This window comes from Pontibacter korlensis (assembly GCF_000973725.1).
Taxonomy (GTDB): domain Bacteria; phylum Bacteroidota; class Bacteroidia; order Cytophagales; family Hymenobacteraceae; genus Pontibacter; species Pontibacter korlensis.
The window spans coordinates 4,182,983-4,205,317 of the sequence record NZ_CP009621.1 but is presented as its reverse complement, the minus strand read 5'-3'; the positions used below and the strand labels follow the sequence as shown (position 1 = coordinate 4,205,317).

At 45.5% G+C, this 22,335-nt stretch carries 19 protein-coding genes; 14 read left to right on the top strand and 5 right to left on the bottom strand.

Annotated features, from left to right (window positions below):
* The first annotated feature begins 199 nt into the window (after positions 1-199).
* Positions 200-1,657: a M48 family metalloprotease gene (locus PKOR_RS18145; protein WP_046312529.1), complete on the top strand. Its 1,458-nt coding sequence runs from the start codon at positions 200-202 to the stop codon at positions 1,655-1,657.
* A gap of 239 nt (positions 1,658-1,896) precedes the next feature.
* Complete coding sequence (locus tag PKOR_RS18140) at positions 1,897-2,925, top strand: N-acetylmuramoyl-L-alanine amidase family protein (protein WP_235336718.1); 1,029 nt, start codon at positions 1,897-1,899, stop codon at positions 2,923-2,925.
* 57 nt (positions 2,926-2,982) lie between these two features.
* Here the strand turns inward: PKOR_RS18140 and PKOR_RS18135 are convergent, their stop codons facing one another.
* Positions 2,983-3,390, bottom strand: coding sequence for a hypothetical protein (locus PKOR_RS18135; RefSeq protein ID WP_046312527.1), 408 nt, complete (start codon positions 3,388-3,390; stop codon positions 2,983-2,985).
* Between the two features lie 280 nt (positions 3,391-3,670).
* Between PKOR_RS18135 and PKOR_RS18130 the strand changes: the two genes are divergently transcribed.
* The 4 genes from PKOR_RS18130 (at position 3,671) to PKOR_RS18115 (ending at position 7,879) form a co-directional block, all read left to right on the top strand.
* Complete coding sequence (locus PKOR_RS18130; protein WP_046312526.1) at positions 3,671-4,084, top strand: DUF4625 domain-containing protein; 414 nt, start codon at positions 3,671-3,673, stop codon at positions 4,082-4,084.
* A 187-nt stretch (positions 4,085-4,271) separates the two neighbouring features.
* Complete coding sequence (locus PKOR_RS18125; protein ID WP_046312525.1) at positions 4,272-5,546, top strand: cytochrome P450; 1,275 nt, start codon at positions 4,272-4,274, stop codon at positions 5,544-5,546.
* 131 nt (positions 5,547-5,677) lie between these two features.
* Positions 5,678-7,069, top strand: coding sequence for an MBL fold metallo-hydrolase RNA specificity domain-containing protein (locus tag PKOR_RS18120; RefSeq protein WP_046312524.1), 1,392 nt, complete (start codon positions 5,678-5,680; stop codon positions 7,067-7,069).
* 204 nt (positions 7,070-7,273) lie between these two features.
* Positions 7,274-7,879, top strand: a complete 606-nt coding sequence (locus tag PKOR_RS18115) for a hypothetical protein (RefSeq protein ID WP_046314633.1) — start codon at positions 7,274-7,276, stop codon at positions 7,877-7,879.
* A 76-nt stretch (positions 7,880-7,955) separates the two neighbouring features.
* On the opposite strand, the gene PKOR_RS18110 is transcribed toward PKOR_RS18115, so the two are convergent.
* The gene (locus PKOR_RS18110) at positions 7,956-9,215 is read right to left on the bottom strand and encodes an alkaline phosphatase family protein (RefSeq protein ID WP_046312523.1); all 1,260 of its coding nucleotides are present in this window, start codon (positions 9,213-9,215) and stop codon (positions 7,956-7,958) included.
* A 140-nt stretch (positions 9,216-9,355) separates the two neighbouring features.
* Between PKOR_RS18110 and PKOR_RS18105 the strand changes: the two genes are divergently transcribed.
* Complete coding sequence (locus PKOR_RS18105) at positions 9,356-11,236, top strand: M1 family metallopeptidase (protein ID WP_046312522.1); 1,881 nt, start codon at positions 9,356-9,358, stop codon at positions 11,234-11,236.
* A gap of 65 nt (positions 11,237-11,301) precedes the next feature.
* Here the strand turns inward: PKOR_RS18105 and PKOR_RS18100 are convergent, their stop codons facing one another.
* Complete coding sequence (locus PKOR_RS18100) at positions 11,302-11,763, bottom strand: RES family NAD+ phosphorylase (RefSeq protein WP_046312521.1); 462 nt, start codon at positions 11,761-11,763, stop codon at positions 11,302-11,304.
* The gene (parS, locus tag PKOR_RS18095) at positions 11,760-12,188 is read right to left on the bottom strand and encodes a type II RES/Xre toxin-antitoxin system antitoxin (protein WP_046312520.1); all 429 of its coding nucleotides are present in this window, start codon (positions 12,186-12,188) and stop codon (positions 11,760-11,762) included. The genes PKOR_RS18100 and parS overlap by 4 nt, the downstream gene beginning before the upstream one ends.
* A 150-nt stretch (positions 12,189-12,338) precedes the next feature.
* Between parS and PKOR_RS18090 the strand changes: the two genes are divergently transcribed.
* From PKOR_RS18090 to PKOR_RS18075, 4 genes are all read left to right on the top strand, one after another.
* Positions 12,339-13,067 carry a tetratricopeptide repeat protein gene (locus PKOR_RS18090; protein WP_046312519.1) on the top strand — a complete coding sequence of 243 codons (729 nt, stop codon included), beginning with the start codon at positions 12,339-12,341 and terminating at the stop codon, positions 13,065-13,067.
* Positions 13,068-13,175: 108 nt separating this feature from the next.
* Positions 13,176-13,892 carry a tetratricopeptide repeat protein gene (locus PKOR_RS18085; protein WP_046312518.1) on the top strand — a complete coding sequence of 239 codons (717 nt, stop codon included), beginning with the start codon at positions 13,176-13,178 and terminating at the stop codon, positions 13,890-13,892.
* Between the two features lie 106 nt (positions 13,893-13,998).
* Positions 13,999-14,841 (top strand): bifunctional transcriptional activator/DNA repair enzyme AdaA, encoded by an 843-nt coding sequence (locus tag PKOR_RS18080; RefSeq protein WP_046312517.1) that lies wholly within the window; start codon positions 13,999-14,001, stop codon positions 14,839-14,841.
* A gap of 200 nt (positions 14,842-15,041) precedes the next feature.
* Positions 15,042-15,920: an OmpA/MotB family protein gene (locus tag PKOR_RS18075; protein ID WP_046312516.1), complete on the top strand. Its 879-nt coding sequence runs from the start codon at positions 15,042-15,044 to the stop codon at positions 15,918-15,920.
* A 113-nt stretch (positions 15,921-16,033) separates the two neighbouring features.
* Here the strand turns inward: PKOR_RS18075 and PKOR_RS18070 are convergent, their stop codons facing one another.
* Positions 16,034-16,555 carry a DUF2062 domain-containing protein gene (locus PKOR_RS18070; RefSeq protein ID WP_046312515.1) on the bottom strand — a complete coding sequence of 174 codons (522 nt, stop codon included), beginning with the start codon at positions 16,553-16,555 and terminating at the stop codon, positions 16,034-16,036.
* Between the two features lie 284 nt (positions 16,556-16,839).
* On the opposite strand from PKOR_RS18070, the gene PKOR_RS18065 reads away from it, so the two are divergent.
* From PKOR_RS18065 to PKOR_RS18055, 3 genes are all read left to right on the top strand, one after another.
* Positions 16,840-19,611 (top strand): TonB-dependent receptor domain-containing protein, encoded by a 2,772-nt coding sequence (locus tag PKOR_RS18065; protein ID WP_046312514.1) that lies wholly within the window; start codon positions 16,840-16,842, stop codon positions 19,609-19,611.
* 157 nt (positions 19,612-19,768) lie between these two features.
* Positions 19,769-20,917, top strand: a complete 1,149-nt coding sequence (locus PKOR_RS18060; RefSeq protein WP_046312513.1) for a helix-turn-helix domain-containing protein — start codon at positions 19,769-19,771, stop codon at positions 20,915-20,917.
* Positions 20,918-21,005: 88 nt separating this feature from the next.
* On the top strand, positions 21,006-22,181 hold the full coding sequence (locus PKOR_RS18055; protein WP_052738942.1) for an acyltransferase family protein: 1,176 nt from the start codon (positions 21,006-21,008) through the stop codon (positions 22,179-22,181).
* The last annotated feature ends 154 nt before the right edge of the window (positions 22,182-22,335 follow it).

Here is a 22,335-nt window from a genome sequence, read left to right as displayed (position 1 = left end):
ACTGATTTAGCTGATCATTGATTGTGTAGCCGGTTTAGAGTTTAAAGCGATGCAACAATACTTATAAGATCCAGGATTGGCGAGCAAGTCTCCTGCCGCTGTAACTATTCAATTTTGCGCGCCGTTCAAAATAAAAATTAAACATTCCTTATATAAGGATGTGCAACAGATTTACTCACGGAGCTTAAAATTGATCAAAATGAAAAAATATTCAATAAGTGCATGTATAGCCGCAATCATACTGCTCTTCAATTCCTGCGCTACAAACCCTGTTACCGGTAAAAGAGACATTGTGCTGATGTCTGAAGAACAGGAAATCGCTTTGGGCGCTCAATCAGACCCGGCTGTTTTAGCACAATTTGGCCTGTACGAAGATAAGGCGCTACAACAATTCATCACAGAAAAAGGCCAGGCCATGGCGGCCATATCACACCGACCCAACCTTAAGTATGAGTTTAAGGTTGTTGACTCACCTGTCATCAACGCTTTTGCGCTCCCAGGTGGCTATGTATACTTTACACGAGGTATTATGGCTCACTTTAACAATGAAGCACAGTTTGCTGGAGTTTTGGGCCATGAAATCGGCCACATCACTGCTCGACATTCGGTACAGCAGCAATCGAAAGCTACTTTGGCGCAGGTTGGCCTTATTGCTGGTATGGTTATCTCCCCAGAGATTGCTCAGCTTGGAGATGCTGCTTCTCAAGGGCTCGGACTCTTGTTTCTGAAGTTTGGCCGTGATGATGAACGTGAGTCAGATCGTTTGGGCGTAGAATATTCGAGCAAGATTGGATATGACGCAAGTGAAATGGCCGACTTCTTCTTGACGCTACAGCGCCAGCAGGAAGGCAGTGGCGCAGCCATCCCCGACTTTCTTTCAACGCACCCCAACCCTGCCGACCGCTATGCTACGGTGCATGAAATGGCAGCTGAATGGAAAAAGAAGCTGAACCTTACAAACGCCCAGGTTGAGCGTAACAGGTACTTGAAGCGCATCGAAGGCATGGTGTATGGAGAAGATCCACGACAAGGTTTTGTAGAAAACAACGCTTTCTATCATCCTGAGTTGAAGTTTAAATTCCCTATACCTTCCGGTTGGGGTTATATGAATTCTCCGCAAGTGTTCCAGATGGGTCCTAAAGATGGAAAAGCTATCATGAACTTAACTTTAGTACCTGGTGAGACACTAGAAGCAGCAGCCCAGCAGATGCTTCAGGGATATAACTTACAACCAGTAGAGTCTAAAAGCACGACAGTAAACGGTTTGCCTGCCCTGGCCATTATTGCCGATCAAAAGCAGGATCAGCAACAGCAACAGCAGCAGCAGCAAGTTATTCGCACACTAACATACCTTATTAAGTATAATGGCAATAATTATAGCCTGATGGGAATAACTACTGCTAATGACTTTAACAATTACTTCCAGACGTTTACCAACACCATGGAAGGCTTCTCCGTGCTTAACGAGGCTGATAAACTAAACCGCCAGCCGGAGCGAATAAAACTTTATACCGTGCAGCAGGCCTCCACCCTTTCTCAGATATTTGAACAGCAGAATGTAAAAAAGGAGCGCATGCAAGAACTGGCAATTCTGAACGGATTACAATTAACAGATCGTGTCGACAGAGGAACCATGATTAAACTGGTAAGCCCTTAAATCACTTTTGCCATACTATAAAAGAGCAAGCCTCACTCCTTCTGTTGAGGCTTTTCTTTTATGTGCCCTATACCAGTGAATACAAAAAAGAGCAAGCATAACTGATTGGCTGATTTCAGATTGAGAAAAAGTCACAGAAAAAGTATAACTTTAATTCTCTTGCAGCCGAATATTTCTGCGTTGTAAAATTTTCTATGCTATCGCTTCGTAAGAATAGTGTGACATTAAACCTGAAAGCCTTGCGAATAGTTTTGTTTGTTTTTGCCCTTTTTCTTAGTGCCTCTACCCTTTTTGGCCAAAGTTACCCTAAAGTTATTGCCCAATCTGGTGATGGTATATACTTGCTGCTCCGCCGTCATGGGCTGGATCCGTCAGAGCATTTAAAGCCATTTCTGGAGCTAAACCAGGAAAACCTTGGGCAGGATAATAGCCTTTATGCTGGCAGAACCTATCTGCTTCCTACGGCTTCGACTGCAGCTGAAGCAGCTGTTGAGAGCAGCCCTGTTGAAAAAGCTACCTCCTCTCCTGCCGTGCTTGTGGAGCCACTTTTCGGCAAGAGCTATGAGCGCGTTGAAATAAAGGATAAGCAGCTACAGGGAGCGGTATACTATCTTATAGCAGGCCATAGCGGCCCAGATCCAGGGGCTATAGGAAAGTATGGAGCCTATCAGCTAAGCGAAGATGAATATGCCTACGATGTAACAATACGCTTGGCTCGCCGGCTGATGGAGCATAGTGCTACTGTGTACATGATCATCCAGGACCCTGACGACGGAATTCGTGACGAGAACATTCTGAAGATGGATACGGATGAAGTAAGCTACTTTGGTAGGCCTATACCTTACGATCAAAAGCAGCGTCTGCGTAACAGAGTGGCAGATGTTAACCAGCTGTACTTAAAGCATAAAGGTGCACACCAACGCATGCTGTCCATTCATATAGACAGCCGTAGCAAGGGCCAGAATATAGATGTATTCTTTTACCACCACGAAAGCAGTGCTCCAGGATTGGCTTTAGCACAGCGAATACACGAAGTTTTCACTACCAAGTATAACCGCCACCAGCCTAACAGAGAGTACTTTGGTACAGTAACACCTCGAAGCAGCTTATACGTTGTAAAGTATAGCCATCCTCCTACAGTTTTTGTTGAGCTCGGAAATATTAAAAACGATAAAGATCAGCGCCGTTTTATTATTCCAAATAACCGACAGGCTTTGGCAAACTGGCTCTGTGATGGTATTATAGCTGATTACAAAGCCAGCAACTAGCGTCGAATCAATTAAACAAAGAAGGAGGCCTAATAAAGCCTCCTTCCTTGTTTATAATCAGCTGTTCGATTGGCTAGGCATTGCCTTTGCATAATCAAACACCAACAGGTTCTGGATACTACTTTGGTGCGCATCTGTGCTTGTGGTTTCTGCTTCTTTGTCGACCATGTCTTCTGTACCTATGAGTAGCTGTCTTTTTATATTATCCGGATCTTTTTCGCGTGAGAAGTATAGCGCGACATAGTTTCTTGGTCCGAAGTCTCTATCGCGACCCATGCCCATCGAAACAAGTATGGAACTGACTATATCTACTACCTCCGGCTCTGCCCTGCCTGCAAACCCAAAATACTTGAAAGGGCCGTTCATTTCTACTTTATGGCGCAGGAAGGCCTTTTTTATACTTTCCTCAAACTGCTGCTCCTGCTCTTGTGTGTCAAATCGGTAAAGCAAAACAAAATTATTCATATCGTTCAGGCTAAATGATACATTACTGCTCTTAGAGGTTACGCTGCCTCAATGTACCTGTTCCTGCTTTCTAGCGAAGTCGGGTAGTTTTTTAGTAAGAGTACTTTAGGTAAACGAAAAACGAGTCCAAACTCAATTGTACTATAACATCAGATATCAACTTAAATTACCTGTTGGCGTTTAAGAAGAAGATGACTGGTTATAGTGATTGGCTTAGTTCCTATATCGCTATAGAACGATGATGATAGTATTTTTCCCACAAACTTGATTTTTTAAGGCTATGAATAAAACAAACTGGCTGTTTCTGATGCTTCTCGCTTTTGCATCGTTTTCGTGTGATGATGATGACGAAGATGTAGAATTAGATGTAACCGCTCCAACAATCAATATTACCTCGCCAGCTCCAAACGCTGTATTTGCGCCAGGTGATGAAGTACAACTCAGAGCCGAGATACGTGATAACCTTGGCCTGGAAACAATTAGGGTGCACGTTACAGATCCGGGTGGCACATCTCGTGAAGTTGACGATGATAATATCAGCGATTTTCTAAACGACAATAGGGAGAAAGATTTGGAAGTTGATATCACCATAGACTCTCAGGCACAGGATGGCGCCTACATTATCACGATAGAAGCCATAGACGAGCAGGATAACACAACAGAGCAGTCTGTCACAATCTCAGTAATGCAATAATATTCTATCTGGTTGCTAATTAGTAAATGAAGCCCTGTATACTTGCAGGGCTTCATTGTATCTGTACCTTATTATTTCTGCCCTCTAAATACCTGAGCATCACACGCTCTTAACTCATGCAGGGCTCTTCCGTAGGCTTAAGACTGGTTCAACCACATAATAAGCTAGAAACAACTTACACACGAACATGAGAAAAATCCCGAAAGAAAGGACCATTGATAATACACTGGCAGTGCTGATGGATGGCTATCCCTTCCTGACAAAGCGCATGGAGAAGTTTAACTCCAAGATCTTCAAAACGCGACTACTGGGAGAAGAGGTGATCTGCCTCTATGGCAAAGAGGCAGCCGCGCTAATGTATGACAACAGTTATTTCTGGCGGCAGAATGTAATACCCAAACGAGTGCAGAACACTTTGATGGGCACAAATGGGGTGCAAATGCTCGACGATGAACAGCACCACCACCGCAAAGCCTTGTTCATGTCGTTTATGTCGCGCGACAAGATTCAGCGGCTGATGGAGCTGATGCTGCGCTATTGGCGGGCTTATGCTCAGAAATGGGAGAAAATGGAGCGTGTGGTGTTGTTTGACGAGGCTAGCGAAGTTATGTACCTGGCTGCATCCGAATGGGCAGGTGTTGCTGTAGACCCAACAAAGGTGCGTGAGCATGCACAAGAGTACATCAACATGATTTTTGGTTTTGGAGGGGTGGCTATGCGTTACCTGCGTGGTGTAAAAGCCCGGAATAAGAGGGAGCAAGAGATTGGGCAGGTAATAGAAAACATCAGGAGTGGTAAGCTGGATGTGCCTAAAAACACGGCTGCCTACCAGATCGCCTGGTTCCGTGACCTGGATGGGGAACTGCTCGACACCAAAATAGCCAGTGTAGAATTGATAAACGTGATAAGACCCATAGTAGCGATTGCTAATTATGTGGCCTACTCCGCACTTGCCCTGCATGAGCACCCCGAGCAACGTAATAAACTAGCCTCCGGAGAAGACAAGTATAGCCAGTACTTTGTGCAGGAAGTACGGCGCCTCTACCCTTTCACGCCGTTCTTGGGTGCCAGAACCCGCAAGGGCTTTGAGTGGAACGGATACCAGTTTGATGAGGGCAAACTCGTTTTACTGGACGCCTATGGCATGCTGCACGACCCGGAAATCTGGCCAGAGCCTTATGAATTCAAGCCTGAACGGTTCAGCAACTGGTCTGGCAGCCCCTTCGATTTTATACCACAAGGCGGAGGAGATGATTTCTATACCACACACCGTTGTGCCGGAGAATGGATCACAATTGAGGCCATGAAGGTTGCACTAAAATTCCTGACGCTGGAAGTTCAGTATGAGGTGCCGCAGCAGGATCTCAGCATAAGTTTAGTTCAAATTCCGACCAAGCCTAAAAGTGGCATCGAGATAAGCAATATCGTGTATAAAGGGCATGGACTGAAAGCCATAGCATAAGCTTAGGGCTGTCATACTTAAATTATCCAACACAGGAACGGGTGCTGGTGGAGAAGCATCCATACGTGTATTTTGTGCGTATGAACCTCCACCGGCACCCGCTTTTTTACTATTATCCTTAACCTGAATTTATGTCTAAAAATACCCCTACTGTTGCACTGCAATTTCTTGGTGCGGCAGGTGTAGTAACAGGCTCTCGTACTTTACTTAGCATAGGAGACTACAAACTACTTATTGACTGCGGCCTGTTCCAGGGCAACAAAGAAGAGCGCAAGCTAAATAAGGTAAAACGCCTCCCTTTTAAACCAGCAGATTTAGATGCTATTATTCTGACACACGGTCACCTGGACCACAGTGGATACTTGCCGGTACTGGTTAAGAAAGGCTATACTGGTCCAATCTACGCTACTGCCCCTACAAAAGACATTACCGAGATTATACTCTCCGACAGCGCCCATATACAGGAGGAAGATGCTAAGGAGGCTAACAAGAGCCGCGAAGAAGAAGGCAAAAAGCTTGTAAAACCGCTCTACAAGCTCAAGCACGTGCGCAAAACCATGGAATTATTTGAGACGCATCCCGATAAAGAATGGATAAGTCCCAAGGAAGGCCTCAGGTTCAGGTTTCTGAAAAGCGGTCATATATTAGGCTCTGTAAGCGTAGAATTGGAGGTGGCAGGTAAAACCTTCCTATTCTCTGGCGATGTGGGGCAACAGTCACCGCTGATACTAGACACCCCTACCCGTTGCCCTCAGGCAGATTATTTTATTATGGAATCTACCTATGGTGATAAGTTGCATGATAAAACGGTGTCTCCGTTTCAGGCGCTGCAGGAGGTAGTAAACAAGACTTTTGAGAAAGGAGGCTCTCTTGTTATACCTAGCTTTGCTGTAGAGCGCGCCCAGGAGATCATCATGCTCCTGAATGACCTCATGCTCGAGAAAAGTATTCCTGCCCTTCCTATTTACCTTGACTCGCCTATGGGTATTAATGTTACAGAGCTTTTCCAGAAGCATACCGGCTGGCATAACCTTACAGATTCTGAAGCGGAGCGCCTCACAGAGAATGTACACATCGTGCAGAAGTTTGAAGAGACCCTTCATGTGCTGGACGAAAATGTGCCAAAACAGAAGATTATTATAGCTGGTAGCGGTATGGCAACAGGTGGCCGGGTGCTATACTACCTGAAACAGCTTCTAGGTGACGAAAAGAACACCATATTGCTGGTAGGTCATCAGGCTAAAGGCACCCGTGGCAATAAACTTAGTAACGGTGCTGAGTCAATCAAAATTGATGGAAAGCATTATGACGTGCGTGCCGAAATAACGCAAATAGGTTCGCTCTCGGCCCATGCTGACCAGGAAGACTTGCTGTGGTGCTTGGGTGCGTTAAAAGAAGCCCCTGCCCAGATTTTCTTAAACCACGGCGAGGAAGATGCTGCTTCTGCACTCAAAGAAAAAATCAAACAGCAGTATGGCTGGCCAGTTACGGTAGCTGAGATGGATAAAGTCTATGAATTATAGCCTTATATAAGCTGATCATACATAAATAAAGCATTGCTACTCATGCGCAAAGGTGCCTACTCTTAGAGACACCTTGTTTACTTCTTTTCACAGGGATATGGTTTTATATTCTAAACCTGACTTTTTATAAAGCGTTTAAAGTATTGATGTACAGCATTTTAAAGAGTACAATTTATTTATTGAAAACCTATGAATTTAAAGGCTATGAAAAATATTTTATTACTATCAGCATTTTTAACAGTACTAAATATTTCAGTATCAGCACAGATCGAAGAGGAGATTAGGCAGCGAGCACCACAGACCACGGCTCCCGTTTCTGCTGACGCTGTGAGAGAAGGAAACTGGATTGTCGGGGCCAGTATAGGGAATATAGGCTTTAACTTTAAGTCTGACTTTTTTACTCTAAACGTTAATCCACGAGCCGGTTATTTTTTAAGTGATAATGCCGCCATAGGTACAGAAGTGCAACTAGGGCTGGACATCTATGATGGAGGCGAAACCTTCCGCTATGGCCTTACTCCTTTCGTGCGGTACTATTTTCCGGAAGGTGCGGCCCCAACACACCGATGGTTTGGAGAACTGTTAGCAGGTATTGGCGGTAGCTCCGAAGAAGACAGTGAGGGCGACTCGGTATTCTCTGGCGTTGTAGGTTTGCGCGCAGGATATGCCCACTTTGTGGCTCAGAACGTTGCTTTGGAGGGCATACTTGGCTACACCCGTACAAGCGCTGACATATCGGTAGGCAGCGGCGAATCTGGCCTGAACCTGGCTGTAGGCTTGCAGGTATACTTGCCTTCCAGAACCCGGTAAATGCTCATTGATCAATAAAAAAGGGAACCGATGCAGTAAATCGGCTCCCTTTACTTTTATAAGTGTATTGCTAGCGTTACAGTATCTCCTCAGCTATTTTCCTGTTTCCGTCAATTTTGTGCGTGTACTTAAGACCTAGTAGCTCGGCCACAATTGGGTAAACGTGTATGTTCTGGAATGAAGGAATCTTGATTCCTTTCTTCACTCCTGGTCCCCAGGTATAAAATACGGCGTGCATGTCTTTTACTGTGGCAGGGTCATAGCCATGTGTTCCTGGCGAAGGTTTGTAGTCGGAGAAATGAAATATTTTAGGTGCATCAGTTAACAGCAGTATATCACCAACACGATTATACTTATCGTCCTTCGTGCCGTAGTGAAGGTGCTTTGGCAGCTTGTTTTTTGTATATACTTTGAAAGCGCCGTTGGCTTCTTTCTTAAGCTCTTTATAAGTTGGCTTTATGGCGCTTTTATCTTTAGAATGTAGTTCTACTACCATACCGCCACCTGAAACCATAAACTTCGCAGTGTCTATCGCTGCTGGTAAGGGCAGGGTGTTTTTCTGGTCAATTTTTGTCATGCCGTGGTCTGACACGAAGACGTAGTTTACTGGAAGACCTGTTGTGGCAACAGCCTCTGTAAGCTCTTTCAACCGTTGATCAAGCTCCAATACTGCCTGCTTTGTTTCTGGAGCATCCGGTCCGAAGCGGTGGCCGGCGTGGTCTACTTCAGGCAAATAAAAGGTAATCAGGTGTGGGCGTTTCACCTCAGGTAAGTTCAACCAATCCACAACAACCTGTACGCGCTCCTCAAAAGGAATGCTTTCGTTGTACTTGTACCAATAAGTTGGTCGAACACCTTGAACAGGGGCCTCAGAACCTACCCAGTAAAAGCTTGCAGTAAGCATCTGGTTTTGCTCTGCAAGCACCCACAGCGGCACACCGCCATACCAGCTGGCATCTTCTACCTTACCGCGGTCGCGCATAGAATAATGCTCCTTACGCTGCGGATCATAAAAGTAGTTATTGATAAGGCCATGCGTAGCCGGGTACATGCCTGTTACCAGGGTATAGTGATTCGGGAAGGTTTTTGAGGGGAAAGACGCAAGCATTGATTCCGCCTCTACACCTTGTGCCCGCAAAGCCTTTAAGTTTTTTGCATCAAACTTATCAGCGTAGTCATACCGGAAGCCGTCGGCCGAGATCATGATGACGTAAGGCTTCTGCATTTGCTCAGGGCTGTTGCTGCGCCCCTCCTCTACCCGCTGCGCGGTATCTACCTGTGCCCAGGCAGGTGCAGCTAACAATAGTGCTACAAAAAATATCTTTATGCGTTTCATGCTGCTAAGATAGTCGCATCCGATAAAAAAGAAGTATGGCTTATGTTTAATTTAATGTTAAGACATCGTCTGCCATCCATTTGCCTCATCACGACATAAAGTATAAAAGCATAGTTTTGTACCCAAATCCAACATCTATTATGCTAAACTTAAAACCTTTTTTAACTGCTGCTCTGCTTGTCACTAGCTTGGGCACCTTTGCACAGGATTTGCAAATGCCACGCAACATAGAGCAGGCTTATGCTAAAGGCACTCGCTCTGCCGACGGGCGACCAGGTAAAAACTATTGGCAGAATGCGGCTGATTACAACATTAAAGTAAGCTACAACCCTGATACTCGCTTGTTAAGTGGCACTGTAGACATTACGTATACCAACAACAGCCCTGATACGCTTAAGCAGATCCTGTTTAAGCTTTACCCCAACTTTTATCAGAAAGGCGCCGCCCGTGCCAGAAGTATAGCTCCAACAGATGTAACGGATGGTGTACAACTTTCGAAGTTAAGCATAAATAACCAGGCAGAAGATCTGAGTAAACTTCGCGTGGACGGCACTAATTTACCCGTGCCCGTGCGCATCCAGCCTTTGGCTCCTAAAGGTAAAGTAAACATCTCCATTGCCTATAGCTATACTTTGAACGAAGGCTCCCATAACCGAACGGGACAGGTTAATGAAGAAGGCGCTGCCTTTATTGCTTATTTTTTCCCGAGAGTTGCCGTGTATGATGATATAGATGGCTGGAACCGCATCCCTTACAATGGTGCGCAAGAATTCTATAACGACTTCAGCAATTTCCATACAGAGATTACAGTTCCAAAAGATTTTATAGTATGGGCCACTGGTGATCTGGTAAATGCAAAAGAAGTATTGCAGAAAAAATACGCAAAGCGACTGGAGCAGGCTGGCAAGAAAGACGCGATAATCTATGTAGTAGATTCTACAGACCTGAAGCAAGGTAACATTACCGCACAGCAGGCTAGCAACACCTGGAAGTTCGATGCCAAAAACGTTGTAGATTTTGCCTTTGCCACCAGCGACCATTATCTGTGGCAAGCAACCAGTTTAGTGGTTGACCCTAAAACAAAACGCCGTACACGCGTGGATGTGGCTTATAACCCGCAGCACAAAGATTTTGAGGAAGTAGCCAGCTTTGGGCGCAAAACCGTGGAGGCGATGAGCTATACTTTCCCTAAATGGCCTTTCCCTTACAGCCACATCAGCGTTTTTGATGGCTTGGACCAGATGGAATACCCCATGATGGTAAATGATAACCCACTGGAGGACCGTGCAGATGTGATTATGCTGACAGATCATGAAATCTTCCATACGATGTTTCCTTTCTACATGGGCACCAACGAAACCAAGTATGGCTGGATGGACGAAGGCTGGGCAACTATTGGAGAATGGATTGTGACACCTATCATAGACCCAAGCATTGTGGATGATTATGGCGTAGCTCCTTATGGAGCATTGGCTGGCACAGAGATAGACCTGCCAATCAGCACGCTTACAACACAGCAAAATGGCACCACCATGTTCCTGAACTCTTATCCTAAGCCTGCTTTGGGTTATTTGTATGTGAAGGATTTGCTGGGTGATAAACTGTTTACAAAGGCACTGCACTTCTACATTGAACAATGGAACGGAAAGCACCCGCAGCCATACGACTTCTTTAATGCTATGAACACTGGCTCCGGCCGCAACCTTAACTGGTTCTGGCAGCGCTGGTTCTTCGAAGATGGATATCCTGACCTGGCTATAAAAGACGTAAAGCAGCAGAATGGCAAGTATGAAGTTGCCGTTGAAGCTGTTGGCTCTAAGCCTGTGCCGGTAGAGTTATTTGTTACTTATGCGGATGGTTCTACCGAAAAAATCCAGCGTAATGTATCGGTGTGGGAAAAAGGAAACCGTACGGTTGTCCTAAGCTTTTCAGCACAGAAACAAGCGAAAAAGCTGGAGTTAGGCGGTACTTATGTTCCTGATAGTAATAAGTCGAACAATGTATATAACATAGCTCCTTAGAACAGCCATAACATTAAATAAAAGAGCCGCACCTAATTTAACTGGTGCGGCTCTTTTATTTGAGGCTACTTTACAAATAGCCGTTTATCAAAATCAAATGGTACGGTATCTACAACAGTTACCTGCCGGAAGTCTGGGTGGCGGGGGTTCAGGAGGTAGTTAAAGTTTCCTTGTACGGTGGCAGACGGTACCTTTAAAACAAGGTGCTCTGCCTCCTGCACAAAGGCATCACCTAACTCCTGTGTGCTGTTGGCATGCGGAAAGGACTTCCAATCTTCAGGCAATTCATCTTCAGCAAATTCTTTTATACTTGCCGTATCCGGGAACTGTATCCGCACCAGGTGGTAATCCCGCGGTACGATGCCCAGTGGCATGTGTACGGCTATCTCTACAGTGCATAGTGCTATGGACTCGCTGGTATAAAGTATGGCTGTGCCTTTGCTGTTCCAGCGACCTCCTGCTAACTCCGCTCCCTTGCCCGATAGGTCATTTCGGTATGGCCCTCTGCTGAGGCGGTACACTATCATGCCAGCACGCCGTGCTCTATGCGCGTGAGCTCGTCACGCAGCAGGCCAATACCAAAGGTGCTATCCAACAATTCTTTGGGCTTAAGACCTCCCAAGGCTACATTTTTAGCTTCTAACCAGGCATCGAAGTTGGCCTTGTCTCCAAACACCTCTATCCCCTTGTTGTACACCAGTGTTATCTCCAAAATCTTTTCAGAGTGTAGCGGGTCGAATGTGCGCTTCTCTTTTTTGTAACGCTGAAAAGTACGCTCTGACAGGTGCAGAAAGTTTGACCACTCGTTTACGCTAAAAGGTATCTTATCGGCAATGCTCTGAAAAAGGGCATACTTTATACCTTCGCGCACCGTGCTGATGAGCATAAATACATCTTTATCATCTATTAGTTTGTAGCTCAGGCTACTATCTACGCTTAAGGCTTGTCCCATGGCATTAATTGCTTATACTTTCAAATATACGAAAGTTGTCTGAAATAAAACGCCAATTGTCATGGAATAGTTTTACGATCCTCTCTCTGCCACAGGTTTGCACTAAAGCCAACAGCCAAGCGTTACTAAGCCAAACAAGAATAAAACAACATGCGACAGTGGAAGGCAGCGGCAGCTGTAGTAGCTATAGGATTGAGCAGTTGCAACACACAAAACGCCATCACCGAAGAGCAGCAGCCACAGCAACCAAGGCTAACAATGCAGGAGGTAATTCCGCCTATGGCACCAGCCACACCGGAGGCTGTAGCTAAGCAGAACAAGTTTCTCCAAGAAAACGTGGATAGATTTAAAAGCCGTCAGCTAGCCAGCGAGTATTACGTGCTGCAGGCAAAAAGAACTTTTAATGAGCAAAAGCTCGATTCGGCTATGATCTTCTTTAACCGTGCCTGGTTAATGGACAGAAGCAATAACAGTATTTACTGGGGGTACGGCTTAGTGTATGGACAACAGGAAGAATACGATAAGGCCCTTTATATACTTTACCGAGCACTTGATAAGGACAAGGAGAATCCGCGCCTGCTTACTGATGTAGCTACCACACATCTGGCACGCTTTTACCAGCGCAGCAATCCGGAGGATCTGCAGCAAAGCAAAAAGCTACTGGAGCGTGCCCTGCAATTGAACCCCGACCATGCAGCTGATACATACTACAAACTGGCCGTGAACAGTTACTACTTGCTTGATTTTGGGCAAGCCTGGGATTACCTGCATCAAAGCATCAGACACGATAAGAATAAGGAAGATAGAACCTTCATTTCAGCCCTTTTGGAGAAAGAAAGCGACCCGCAGGGTGTTTATGTACAACAGCAGGCACAGTAACTTGCAAGTATTAAGTAACTATGCTACATTTATTCTTTAAGATTGAGCAATACCTGGTCCTGGAGTGGCCGGTAACATGATAAGAATAGTACGTAATACCTCCTTTTTATGAAAAGAATATTAGTAGCTGCGCTGGCCTTTTTCTGTGCCACCACGCTAAGCTTGGCTCAAGAGGCAACAGCAGAGTTAAGCCCAAGAGTACTGCCTATGTTTGGCGGGAAACAAAAAACAGAGGCAGAGCAAAAACAGGATGAGAAGTTCCTGACAAGCTGTGATAAGAACTTCAGAGACCGCAAGGAAGCAAGTAAGTTCTTTTTAGAACGCGGTTGGGAGTATCTGAACGAAGGACAGGTTGATACTGCCATGTACCGCTTTAACCTTGCTTGGCTGCTGAACCCGGACAACAAAGATACCTACTGGGCATTTGGCTTAGTTACCTCAGCAAGAGGCGACCATCAAACTGCTGTAGACATGTATGAGAAAGCCATTGCCTTGGATCCTAAAAACTCGCTGCTTTTATCTGATGCGGCCTCTTCATACTTGGCAGTCTATAAAGAGAAGAAGAAGAAAAAGAACCTGAAGAAGGCTTCCTCATACCTAAATACTGCAACTTCTGCCGATTCATCTAACGCGTATGCGCTCTATAATCTCTCTGTTGTAAAATATTACGAGAAGCAGTACGGAGAAGCATGGGATTACCTGCACAAGAGCCGTAACATCAATATGTCTGTAATCGACTATGGCTACATAATGGAGTTGGTAGCGCAGATGCCGGATCCGAAAGGCTTTTTCAACGCCTCCTCAGCAGAAGGCACAGCAAACTAAAGTAGATCCCCAGCCCTACCGGCCGGGGATTTTTTCTTTTAGGGGAGGTCAGAAAATCCGCAAGAATCGGGTTGATAGTATTGCGCTGTTTTAAGTAATTGCCTTCATGAATCACTATGAGACAATAGCAAAGGCTTTAGCCTATATAAGGCAACAAGCCCGGCTTCAGCCCAGCCTGGATGAGGTGGCAGCACAGGTAAGTCTTAGCCCACACCACCTGCAGCGGGTGTTTACGGAGTGGGCAGGCGTAAGTCCGAAAAAGTTTCTGCAGTACCTAACGCTGCACCATGCTAAAGCGGTATTAGAGCAGAGCGCTTCAGTGTTAGAAGCAGCTTACAGCTCCGGCCTCTCCGGTACTAGCCGTCTGCATGATCTTTTTATAAGCATAGAGGGCATGACTCCAGGGCAGTACAAAAGTCAGGGTGAGCAGATGCTGCTGAGGTATAGCTTTGGTACCTGCCAGTTTGGTAAGTACATAGTAGCCTCTACTGATGTAGGTATATGCTACCTGCACTTTTACCAGGATGAGGTTCAGGCGGTAGAGGAGCTGCAGCAGGTCTGGCCCAGAGCTATAATCTCCCAGCAGGAAGTAGACGCCCATCGGCAGGTAAAGGCGTTTTTTGATAATGCACTCTCTCCGGATATAAAGCCAATTAAACTGCACCTAAGCGGGACTCCTTTTCAGCTTAAAGTATGGGAAGCACTGTTGCGTATCCCGGAGGGTCATCTTAGCTCCTATGCAAGCCTGGCCCGGCAGATAAACCACCCTACAGCAGGTCGGGCCGTGGGAACAGCTATTGGCAGCAACCCTATTGCTTTTTTGATTCCCTGCCATAGGGTAATCAAAAGTGTAGGCGGGATAGGTGAATACAGATGGGGTAGCGAACGCAAAATGGCGATGATTGGCTGGGAAGCTGCAAGCAACACAAAAAGCGAAGAACTCGCCTGAGGGTGCTAAAAGCTTACTGCAAGTAACTATTCTTGAGTAAAAACAGCTGCTTTAGCACTGCTATAATCTAAGCTTGAATGATTTAGATTTATAAAGGAAATCCTTTGTCTGGCTCCAAACAGCTTGTACAGAAGGATGCAGTCTACGGTTTTTCCTTATATTTGCTTAACAACCTTGCAATAAACTTTTAGCTTAAGTATATGAAGAAACATCTATTTAAAGCCTCAGTTATTCTGTTGGCTGGCAGCATGTCGCTTTCGTCGTGTGTAGTTTCTAAGAAGAAGTACGATGACCTGATGGCTCGTAAAAACGCGCTGGAAGTAGATAAAGCTGGGCTTCAGCAGGAAAAGTCTACACTAGAGCAACAGAAAGCTGATCTGGAAGCTGCTAAAGCAAGCCTCGAAGAAGAGCGTGCGCAACTGGAGCAACAGAAGCGTGAATATGAGGAAAGCCTTGCAAAAGCTCTGAAAGAAGGTAAAACCTTGGGTGAGAACCTGAACATGAGCAAGTCTCAGATCGAGCGCCTGAACGCTGACCTGAAAGCTCGTGAGGCGAGACTGGCAGAGCTGCAGCGAATTCTGGATGAGAAAGATGCTGCTGTAACTAACCTGCGCAACCGCGTTAGCAAGGCCCTGCTTGGCTTTAACGATAAGGACCTGACCATTGATGTTCGTAACGGTAAAGTATACGTATCCCTGGCAGAGCAGCTGCTATTCAACTCTGGCTCTACCAAAGTAGACCCTAAAGGTGTTGATGCCCTGCGTAAGCTGGCGTCTGTACTGAAAGAGCAGCAGGATGTTAACGTATTGGTAGAGGGCCACACAGATGATGTGCCGATAGCAAGAGGAACTGTAGGGATGCAGGACAACTGGGACCTGAGCGTACTCCGTGCCACAGAAATCACTCGTATCTTGGCAAATGCTGGCGTAGACCCAACAAGAGTAACACCTTCAGGTAGATCGAAGTATGTGCCATTGGATGAGGCGAAGACCAAAGAAGCCCGCCAGAAGAACCGCCGTACAGAAATCATCCTGACTCCGAAGCTTGACGAGCTGTTCAAGATCTTAGAAACCACCTAAGCGTCTGAAACTGTAAATAATAAGAAGGCCAGCCTCTAATCTAGAAGCTGGCCTTCTTATTTATAGATGATCTTCACAGAAAGGAAAGACTATACTTAAGTTCTGATTTCTACTTATACTTCTGCAGTAGCAGCAGGAGCATCCACTACTACCAACTTTGGCTTAGGAAGCACTCGCCGGAAAATAGGTAAAAGTATGTAGTACAGTGCTGCACCCAACGGAACAGACAACATAGCCCAGGCTGCAATGCCTGCCAAGTTTGCCATCCATAATTTACTAATGGCATCTACCCAGTCTTTCCTGAACATGTCCTGCATTTCAGGCAAAGTCAAGCGTAACTCCCCTAGCCCAAAAATGGTAATGCCTAACCTGATAAAAGGTATGGCCAGTAAAAACTGCAGGGGCTGCACCAGATAACTTACCAGTACTGTTGCGGCAATATTCAGCCTGAACCTTGCCGCAACAGCAGTGCTAAGAATGGTAGTAATACCAATAGCAGGCACCACTCCTATTACACTGCCCACAGCAACCGTAGCCGATAAGCTACGGGGTGTCATACCCTGCCGCAGCAGGTTAGAAACAGGCTGTACAAGCCTACGCTTTACAAAAGCAGATATGACACTTAGGGCAGACAAATGTTTTAAATCTTAAAGTATGGATTTGTTGCTACAAACGGATAAAGCAGATGGCAAAGTATGACCTCAGAAAGCCAGCCATGTCAGAATTTCTGTAGCTGCTCTTTATACGTATACGGGCATAAAAGTAACCTGCTGTTTCGGATAATGTTTCGGGTATTTACATTCATTATCAGATAATATTATCTTAAAAATTTTATGCTAATATTTTGCTTGTGACTTAAACCATTATAAAAAGCCTATGTCTAAACACTCGACATACTATATGACTTCACAACCAAAACATGAAGAGGCTTTTTACAATCCTTGTAATGCTTGTAGCAGTAGCGCAGGCATTTGCTCAAACGACAACAGTCACAGGAGTAGTGCAGAGCAGCAGCGACAAAACATCGCTTCCGGCTGCCAATGTGGTACTGACACGTGTTGCTGACGCCACCAAATCGGTAACAGCCACAGATGCCGAAGGCCACTTCCGCTTCGACCGGGTAGCCAATGGTCAATACACTTTAGAAATAAACTACCTGGGCTTTCAGAATTTTACCCGCACCTTTCAGGTAAGCGGCTCTCCTGTAAACTTAGGGCCACTGCTTTTGCAGGATGGTGCCACAGCCATAAAGGAAGTACAAATCATTGGTCGAGCACCGCTTGGCGAGCAGAAAGGAGATACTTCTCAATTTAATGCGAAAGCCTTCAAGACTGCTCCTGATGCCAGCGCCGAAGACCTGGTAACAAAAATGCCAGGTGTGACAGTGCAGGACGGCAAGATACAAGCACAAGGTGAAGATGTGCAGCAGGTTATGATTGATGGAAAACGCTATACAGGCGAGGATGTAAATTCTGCTGTTCGTAATCTGTCAGCTGATATGGTTGAAAGTGTACAGGTATTTGATGGGCAGAGCGACAGAGCAGCCTTTAGTGGCTTCGACGATGGCAACAGGATAAAAACACTCAATTTTGTAACGAAGAAAGACAAGCGCCAAGGCTATATAGGCAAGGCATCTGCTGGCTACGGTACTGATGAGCGATATATGGTAGGCGCCAGCGTGAACTACTTTAACGGAGACCGCCGCATCACTGCCACAGGTTTAACAAACAACATTAACATGTTCGACTTCTCTATCGGGGAAACACCTGGTGGGGGTATGCGTGGCCGCAGAGGCTGGGGTGGTGCCTCTCCAAACGGTATCATCAACACAAACAATTTTGGCTTGAACTACAATGACAACTGGGGAAAGAAAATGGTTGTAGGTGGTAACTACGACTACTCTAACCGCGATGTAGTTAACAACCAGTACCGATTCCGCGATTTTGTAAACAGTGATACAACCTACACCGAAAATAGCATTAATAAAGACATTACAGAAAGCCACCGTCTGAATTTCAGGCTGCAGTACAACATCAATGAAAACAACAGATTACTTATAACACCGCGTTTGACCTTAGAGCGAAGAGAAAGCCTGACGGATCGTAATGCCAGCACTATAGCTGATAGCGACGTGATCAGTAACTCGCTTAACTCAAACAACGCTGATAATGCAAGCCTTAACTTTAGCAACAACATACTGTATTCACACCGTTTTGGAGATTCCGGACGAATCCTGACAACAGAGATTAACACCAGTTACAATAACACCGATGGTGATACTTACCAATTGGAGAACACGCAGAACCTAATTGATTCAGAGCGTAACGTAAGCCGTAACCAATACATTAACCTCGATAGGACTAACTTCGCGTGGTCTGGTAACCTTGATTATTCTCAGCGACTGGGAGAGAAATCGCGCCTGCAGTTGGAGTACAACATCAGGAATCAGGACAACGACTCCGACAAAAGAACCTATGACTATGCAGAAGGCGAAGGTACCTACAGCGACTTTAATGTTCCTCTTAGCAATACCTTCCAGAGTAATTACCTGGCACAGAGCTTTGGCCCTAGCTACCAATACAGGTCAGAGAAGTCTAGCCTGCAGGTAAACGCCAGGTACCAGTATGCTACGCTGCAAAGCCAAAGCGAATTTCCGGAAAACTACAGCCTGAAAAGAAGCTTCAACAATGTGCTTCCGTCGGCGGAGTATGAGTATAAGTTCTCTAAGTCTACCAACTTAAGAATTAACTACCGTACCAGCACCGAAGTGCCTTCGGTAGAGCAACTGCAGAACGTGCTGGACATTTCTAACCCACTGAACCCAAGTATAGGTAATCCGCGTCTGGACCAGGAGTATCAGAACAGGCTGTTTATGCGTTTCCGTAGCTTTAATCAGGAGACTAACAAAGTTTTCTTCATGGGCATTTTCGGTACCATGACGCAGAATTACATAGCAAACAGCATTTACACCAAAGATATACCGTTTGAGCTGCCAGAGAGCTATAACAGACAATCTGGTGCACGTTTCTACCGCCCGGTAAACCTGGATGGATACTGGAGCGTTCGCTCATTCTTTAACTATGGTCAGCCACTCAACATCATCAGCTCTAACTTTAACGTGAACGGTTCAGTAGGCTACTCCAGAACACCTGGTATGATCGACGAGCTGATTAACTACGCAAACAACACGAACTTCAGAGTGGGCTTGAACCTGAGCAGTAACATTAGTGAGAAGGTAGATTTTAACATATCTACCACTGGTAGCTATAACTTGGTAGAGAATACGCTGCGCACCACACAAAACAACAACTACTACAACCATAGTACAAACCTTCGCCTTAACACGATTTTCTGGAAAGGACTGGTGTACCGCACAGAGCTAAACCATCAGTATAACTCTGGCCTTTCTGAAGGCGTGGATAACAGCTATGTGCTTTGGAACATGAGCTTAGGCAAGAAAGTCTTCAAAAATCAGCAGGGTGAGATTAGCCTTAGTGTAAACGACCTGCTAAAGCAGAACCTAAGCATACAACGTAATATCGCATCAGACTATGTAGAGGATGTACAGTCTTCAGTGCTACAGCGCTACTTCATGCTCACCTTTACTTACAACCTTAAAAAGTTTACCGGACAAGCGCCGGAAGACCCGAACAGTGGCCAAGGCCGTGGCAACTGGGGTGGTCGCCCATAGTAAATGATTTTATAGTGTTTGATTAAGGTAAAAGCCCGGATCTTCTAGGTCTGGGCTTTTTTGCTTTTGTGTATCTGGAATAAGTATATGATGGATATACATCTTTAAAGAATTTTCATAGTTTTAGAGCCTTAAACATAGGTACAAAGAAAATACTATGCCCCTATCAGAGACTTTTTTAAGGTTTGATTTATATGCAGCCATACTTTTGGCAGGTGTGGTGCAGGGGTATTTCCTGTCACTTTTGTTCCTAGCCAAACGCCCCCACCGGCAGCCTTACCACCATCTGTTATTAGCCGGGTTGGTATTTACTTTTGCAAGTGTGGTTCTGGAGATATTCTTATGCTACACAGGGCTGATGTTCCGCATGCTGCCTATAGTAGACTTTTCAGAGCCGCTCAACTTTGCTATTGGTCCGCTTTGTTTTCTGTTGTTGAGAAGCCTGACTGGCAGAAACTGGAACAATAAGCTTTGGGTGCACTTGCTGGCATTCGGTCTTTACTTTATTTATCACCTGCTTTTTATGGTGCAACCGGTTGATGTAAAGTATAATGCCTATTTAGGTGCTTATTTTCCGGAGGCAGAGCATATTGCTGGTAATTACATAATCAATCCTGATCCTCTTTACCTAGTACGGTACATCAATGAGCTGACACTCACACACATAGCTGTGTATATGCTGCTAGGATTCTTGCTATTAAAGAAATTTAAAGTAGCAGACGCTCCCAACGCCTACTTCTACACCTGGACAAAGCAGCTACTGTACTTTTATGCTGCCACGCTTGCAATATTTCTTTTTGTAAAGCTCACTTTCAAAGATGACTTGGGCGACCATTTTCTGGCTGCTTTTGTAGTACTGCAGTTATTCTTTATCTCCTACCGGCTGCTGACGGGTTCAAACTTTTTCCAGCCGGTAGTACAGGTGAAGTATGAGAAATCGGCGCTGAGTAGTGAGGCTAAACAGGATCTGCTGCGGAAGTTGAGAAATGCGGAGATTGATAAGTTTTTCGTACAGCCATCTGCCTCTCTTCCGGCTTTAGCTAAACAGCTGCATACTTCGCCACACTACCTTTCCCAGAGTCTTAATGAGTGTCTGGGCAAAAGCTTTTTTGAGTACCTGGCTGAGCTACGCATACAAGAGGCTAAAACAATCTTATCAGACCCAAGCCAACAGCACATGAAAGTTGAGGAAGTGGCGGAGCAGGTAGGCTATCTTTCTAAATCTGCTTTTAGTGCTGCCTTCAAAAAACAGACAGGGCAAACCCCGGGTCAGTACCGAAAAATGGCTGTTCCTGGTGCTGTTTAGTACTTCCCTATAAGTTAGCACCTCGTTCTTACCGGCAGATTCTTCTTTTGCGGCTATTTAGAGCGATGTTTGTTTAAAACGAAACGCTATGGAAAAACAAGTTAAAATCAGACGTTATGAGTTCGACTGGCTACGCGTGCTGGCCTTTTCACTGCTCATCTTCTACCACACAGGCATGTACTTTGTCAGCTGGGACTGGCATGTTAAAAACCCTGAGCTCAGCGAGACCATGGAATGGCCCATGATGTTCCTCAGTCAGTGGCGCATGTCCCTAATATTCTTAGTCTCGGGTGTTGGGGTATACTTTGCTATGGGCTACCGCAGCGCTGGCACTTTTGCCAAAGATCGTGTGAAACGGATACTGCTTCCGTTGGTAATTGGTATGCTGCTTGTGGTGCCGCCACAAGTATATTTTGAGCGTGTTGTGCAAGGCACTGTCTCCAGTTACTTTAGCTTCTATCCTTCTATTTTTGAGCTTGTGCCCTATCCGGAGGGCAACTTCAGCTGGCATCACCTGTGGTACCTGACCTACATCTTCTGTTATAGCTTGCTTCTTATACCTGCGCTAATGTACATCCGTCGTGTCAGTATTAGTGCAGAAGGAATCAAGAGCTGGATGGTACTGGTACTGCCAGCGCTATGGCTTAGCTTAGGTGGTGTACTCCTGAACGAGCGCTTTCCTGCTACCAATGCGCTGGTAAACGATTGGGCAAACCATTTTCTATACATCACAGTTTTTCTGATTGGCTTTTTACTGATGAAGCTCCCTTCACTACAGGAAAAAGTGAGGCAGGTCCGCTGGTACAGCCTGGCAGCCGCTGTTGTCTTTGTGTCTGTACTCTATGCTTTTTACTGGCTGCAAGATGTAGATATTGCAGGATTAGAATTGGATGTATACTATGTGCTGAAGCAAAGCAACCGCTGGTTTTGGTTAATGGCTATACTCGGTTTTGCCATGCAGCACCTGAATAGAAGAAGCCAATACCTCGCACAGGCAAATGAAATGGTTTATCCCTTCTACATCCTGCACCAGACAATTATAGTAGCCTTAGGGTTCTACCTGCGTGAGCTGAACTGGAGTATCGGGCTCAAATTTACCTTCATAAGCCTGATTACCTTTTTGATCTGCTTTGTGCTGATAAAGTATGTGATCATGCAGGTAAACTGGCTGCGGGTTCCTTTTGGCTTGAAAGCACAAGAAAAACATGCTGTAGCAATAGCAGATATTCCAGAACCTGCAGCAGGCCTGAAAACTGTAGGCTAGCTAACAAAGTGTTGACACTCCCACGCCTAAAGGCAGTAGGATTCTTGGGCTACCGAACCATTGTCCTTGTATATCTCCCAAGCTGAAACGGTCTGCCCGACCGCCTTATTTCTTATATTTCTAGCTGCGTTCACATCCCTGTCCAAGACGTGTC

Excerpts from the sequence above, each read along its gene's own strand:
- PKOR_RS18145 (WP_046312529.1), top strand. The coding sequence starts at position 200 with ATGAAAAAATATTCAATAAGTGCATGTATAGCCGCAATCATACTGCTC.
- PKOR_RS18135 (WP_046312527.1), bottom strand. The coding sequence starts at position 3,390 with ATGAATAATTTTGTTTTGCTTTACCGATTTGACACACAAGAGCAGGAG.
- PKOR_RS18130 (WP_046312526.1), top strand. The coding sequence starts at position 3,671 with ATGAATAAAACAAACTGGCTGTTTCTGATGCTTCTCGCTTTTGCATCG.
- PKOR_RS18125 (WP_046312525.1), top strand. The coding sequence starts at position 4,272 with ATGAGAAAAATCCCGAAAGAAAGGACCATTGATAATACACTGGCAGTG.
- PKOR_RS18120 (WP_046312524.1), top strand. The coding sequence starts at position 5,678 with ATGTCTAAAAATACCCCTACTGTTGCACTGCAATTTCTTGGTGCGGCA.
- PKOR_RS18115 (WP_046314633.1), top strand. The coding sequence starts at position 7,274 with ATGAAAAATATTTTATTACTATCAGCATTTTTAACAGTACTAAATATT.
- PKOR_RS18110 (WP_046312523.1), bottom strand. The coding sequence starts at position 9,215 with ATGAAACGCATAAAGATATTTTTTGTAGCACTATTGTTAGCTGCACCT.
- PKOR_RS18105 (WP_046312522.1), top strand. The coding sequence starts at position 9,356 with ATGCTAAACTTAAAACCTTTTTTAACTGCTGCTCTGCTTGTCACTAGC.
- PKOR_RS18100 (WP_046312521.1), bottom strand. The coding sequence starts at position 11,763 with ATGATAGTGTACCGCCTCAGCAGAGGGCCATACCGAAATGACCTATCG.
- parS (WP_046312520.1), bottom strand. The coding sequence starts at position 12,188 with ATGGGACAAGCCTTAAGCGTAGATAGTAGCCTGAGCTACAAACTAATA.
- PKOR_RS18090 (WP_046312519.1), top strand. The coding sequence starts at position 12,339 with ATGCGACAGTGGAAGGCAGCGGCAGCTGTAGTAGCTATAGGATTGAGC.
- PKOR_RS18085 (WP_046312518.1), top strand. The coding sequence starts at position 13,176 with ATGAAAAGAATATTAGTAGCTGCGCTGGCCTTTTTCTGTGCCACCACG.
- PKOR_RS18080 (WP_046312517.1), top strand. The coding sequence starts at position 13,999 with ATGAATCACTATGAGACAATAGCAAAGGCTTTAGCCTATATAAGGCAA.
- PKOR_RS18075 (WP_046312516.1), top strand. The coding sequence starts at position 15,042 with ATGAAGAAACATCTATTTAAAGCCTCAGTTATTCTGTTGGCTGGCAGC.
- PKOR_RS18065 (WP_046312514.1), top strand. The coding sequence starts at position 16,840 with ATGAAGAGGCTTTTTACAATCCTTGTAATGCTTGTAGCAGTAGCGCAG.
- PKOR_RS18060 (WP_046312513.1), top strand. The coding sequence starts at position 19,769 with ATGCCCCTATCAGAGACTTTTTTAAGGTTTGATTTATATGCAGCCATA.
- PKOR_RS18055 (WP_052738942.1), top strand. The coding sequence starts at position 21,006 with ATGGAAAAACAAGTTAAAATCAGACGTTATGAGTTCGACTGGCTACGC.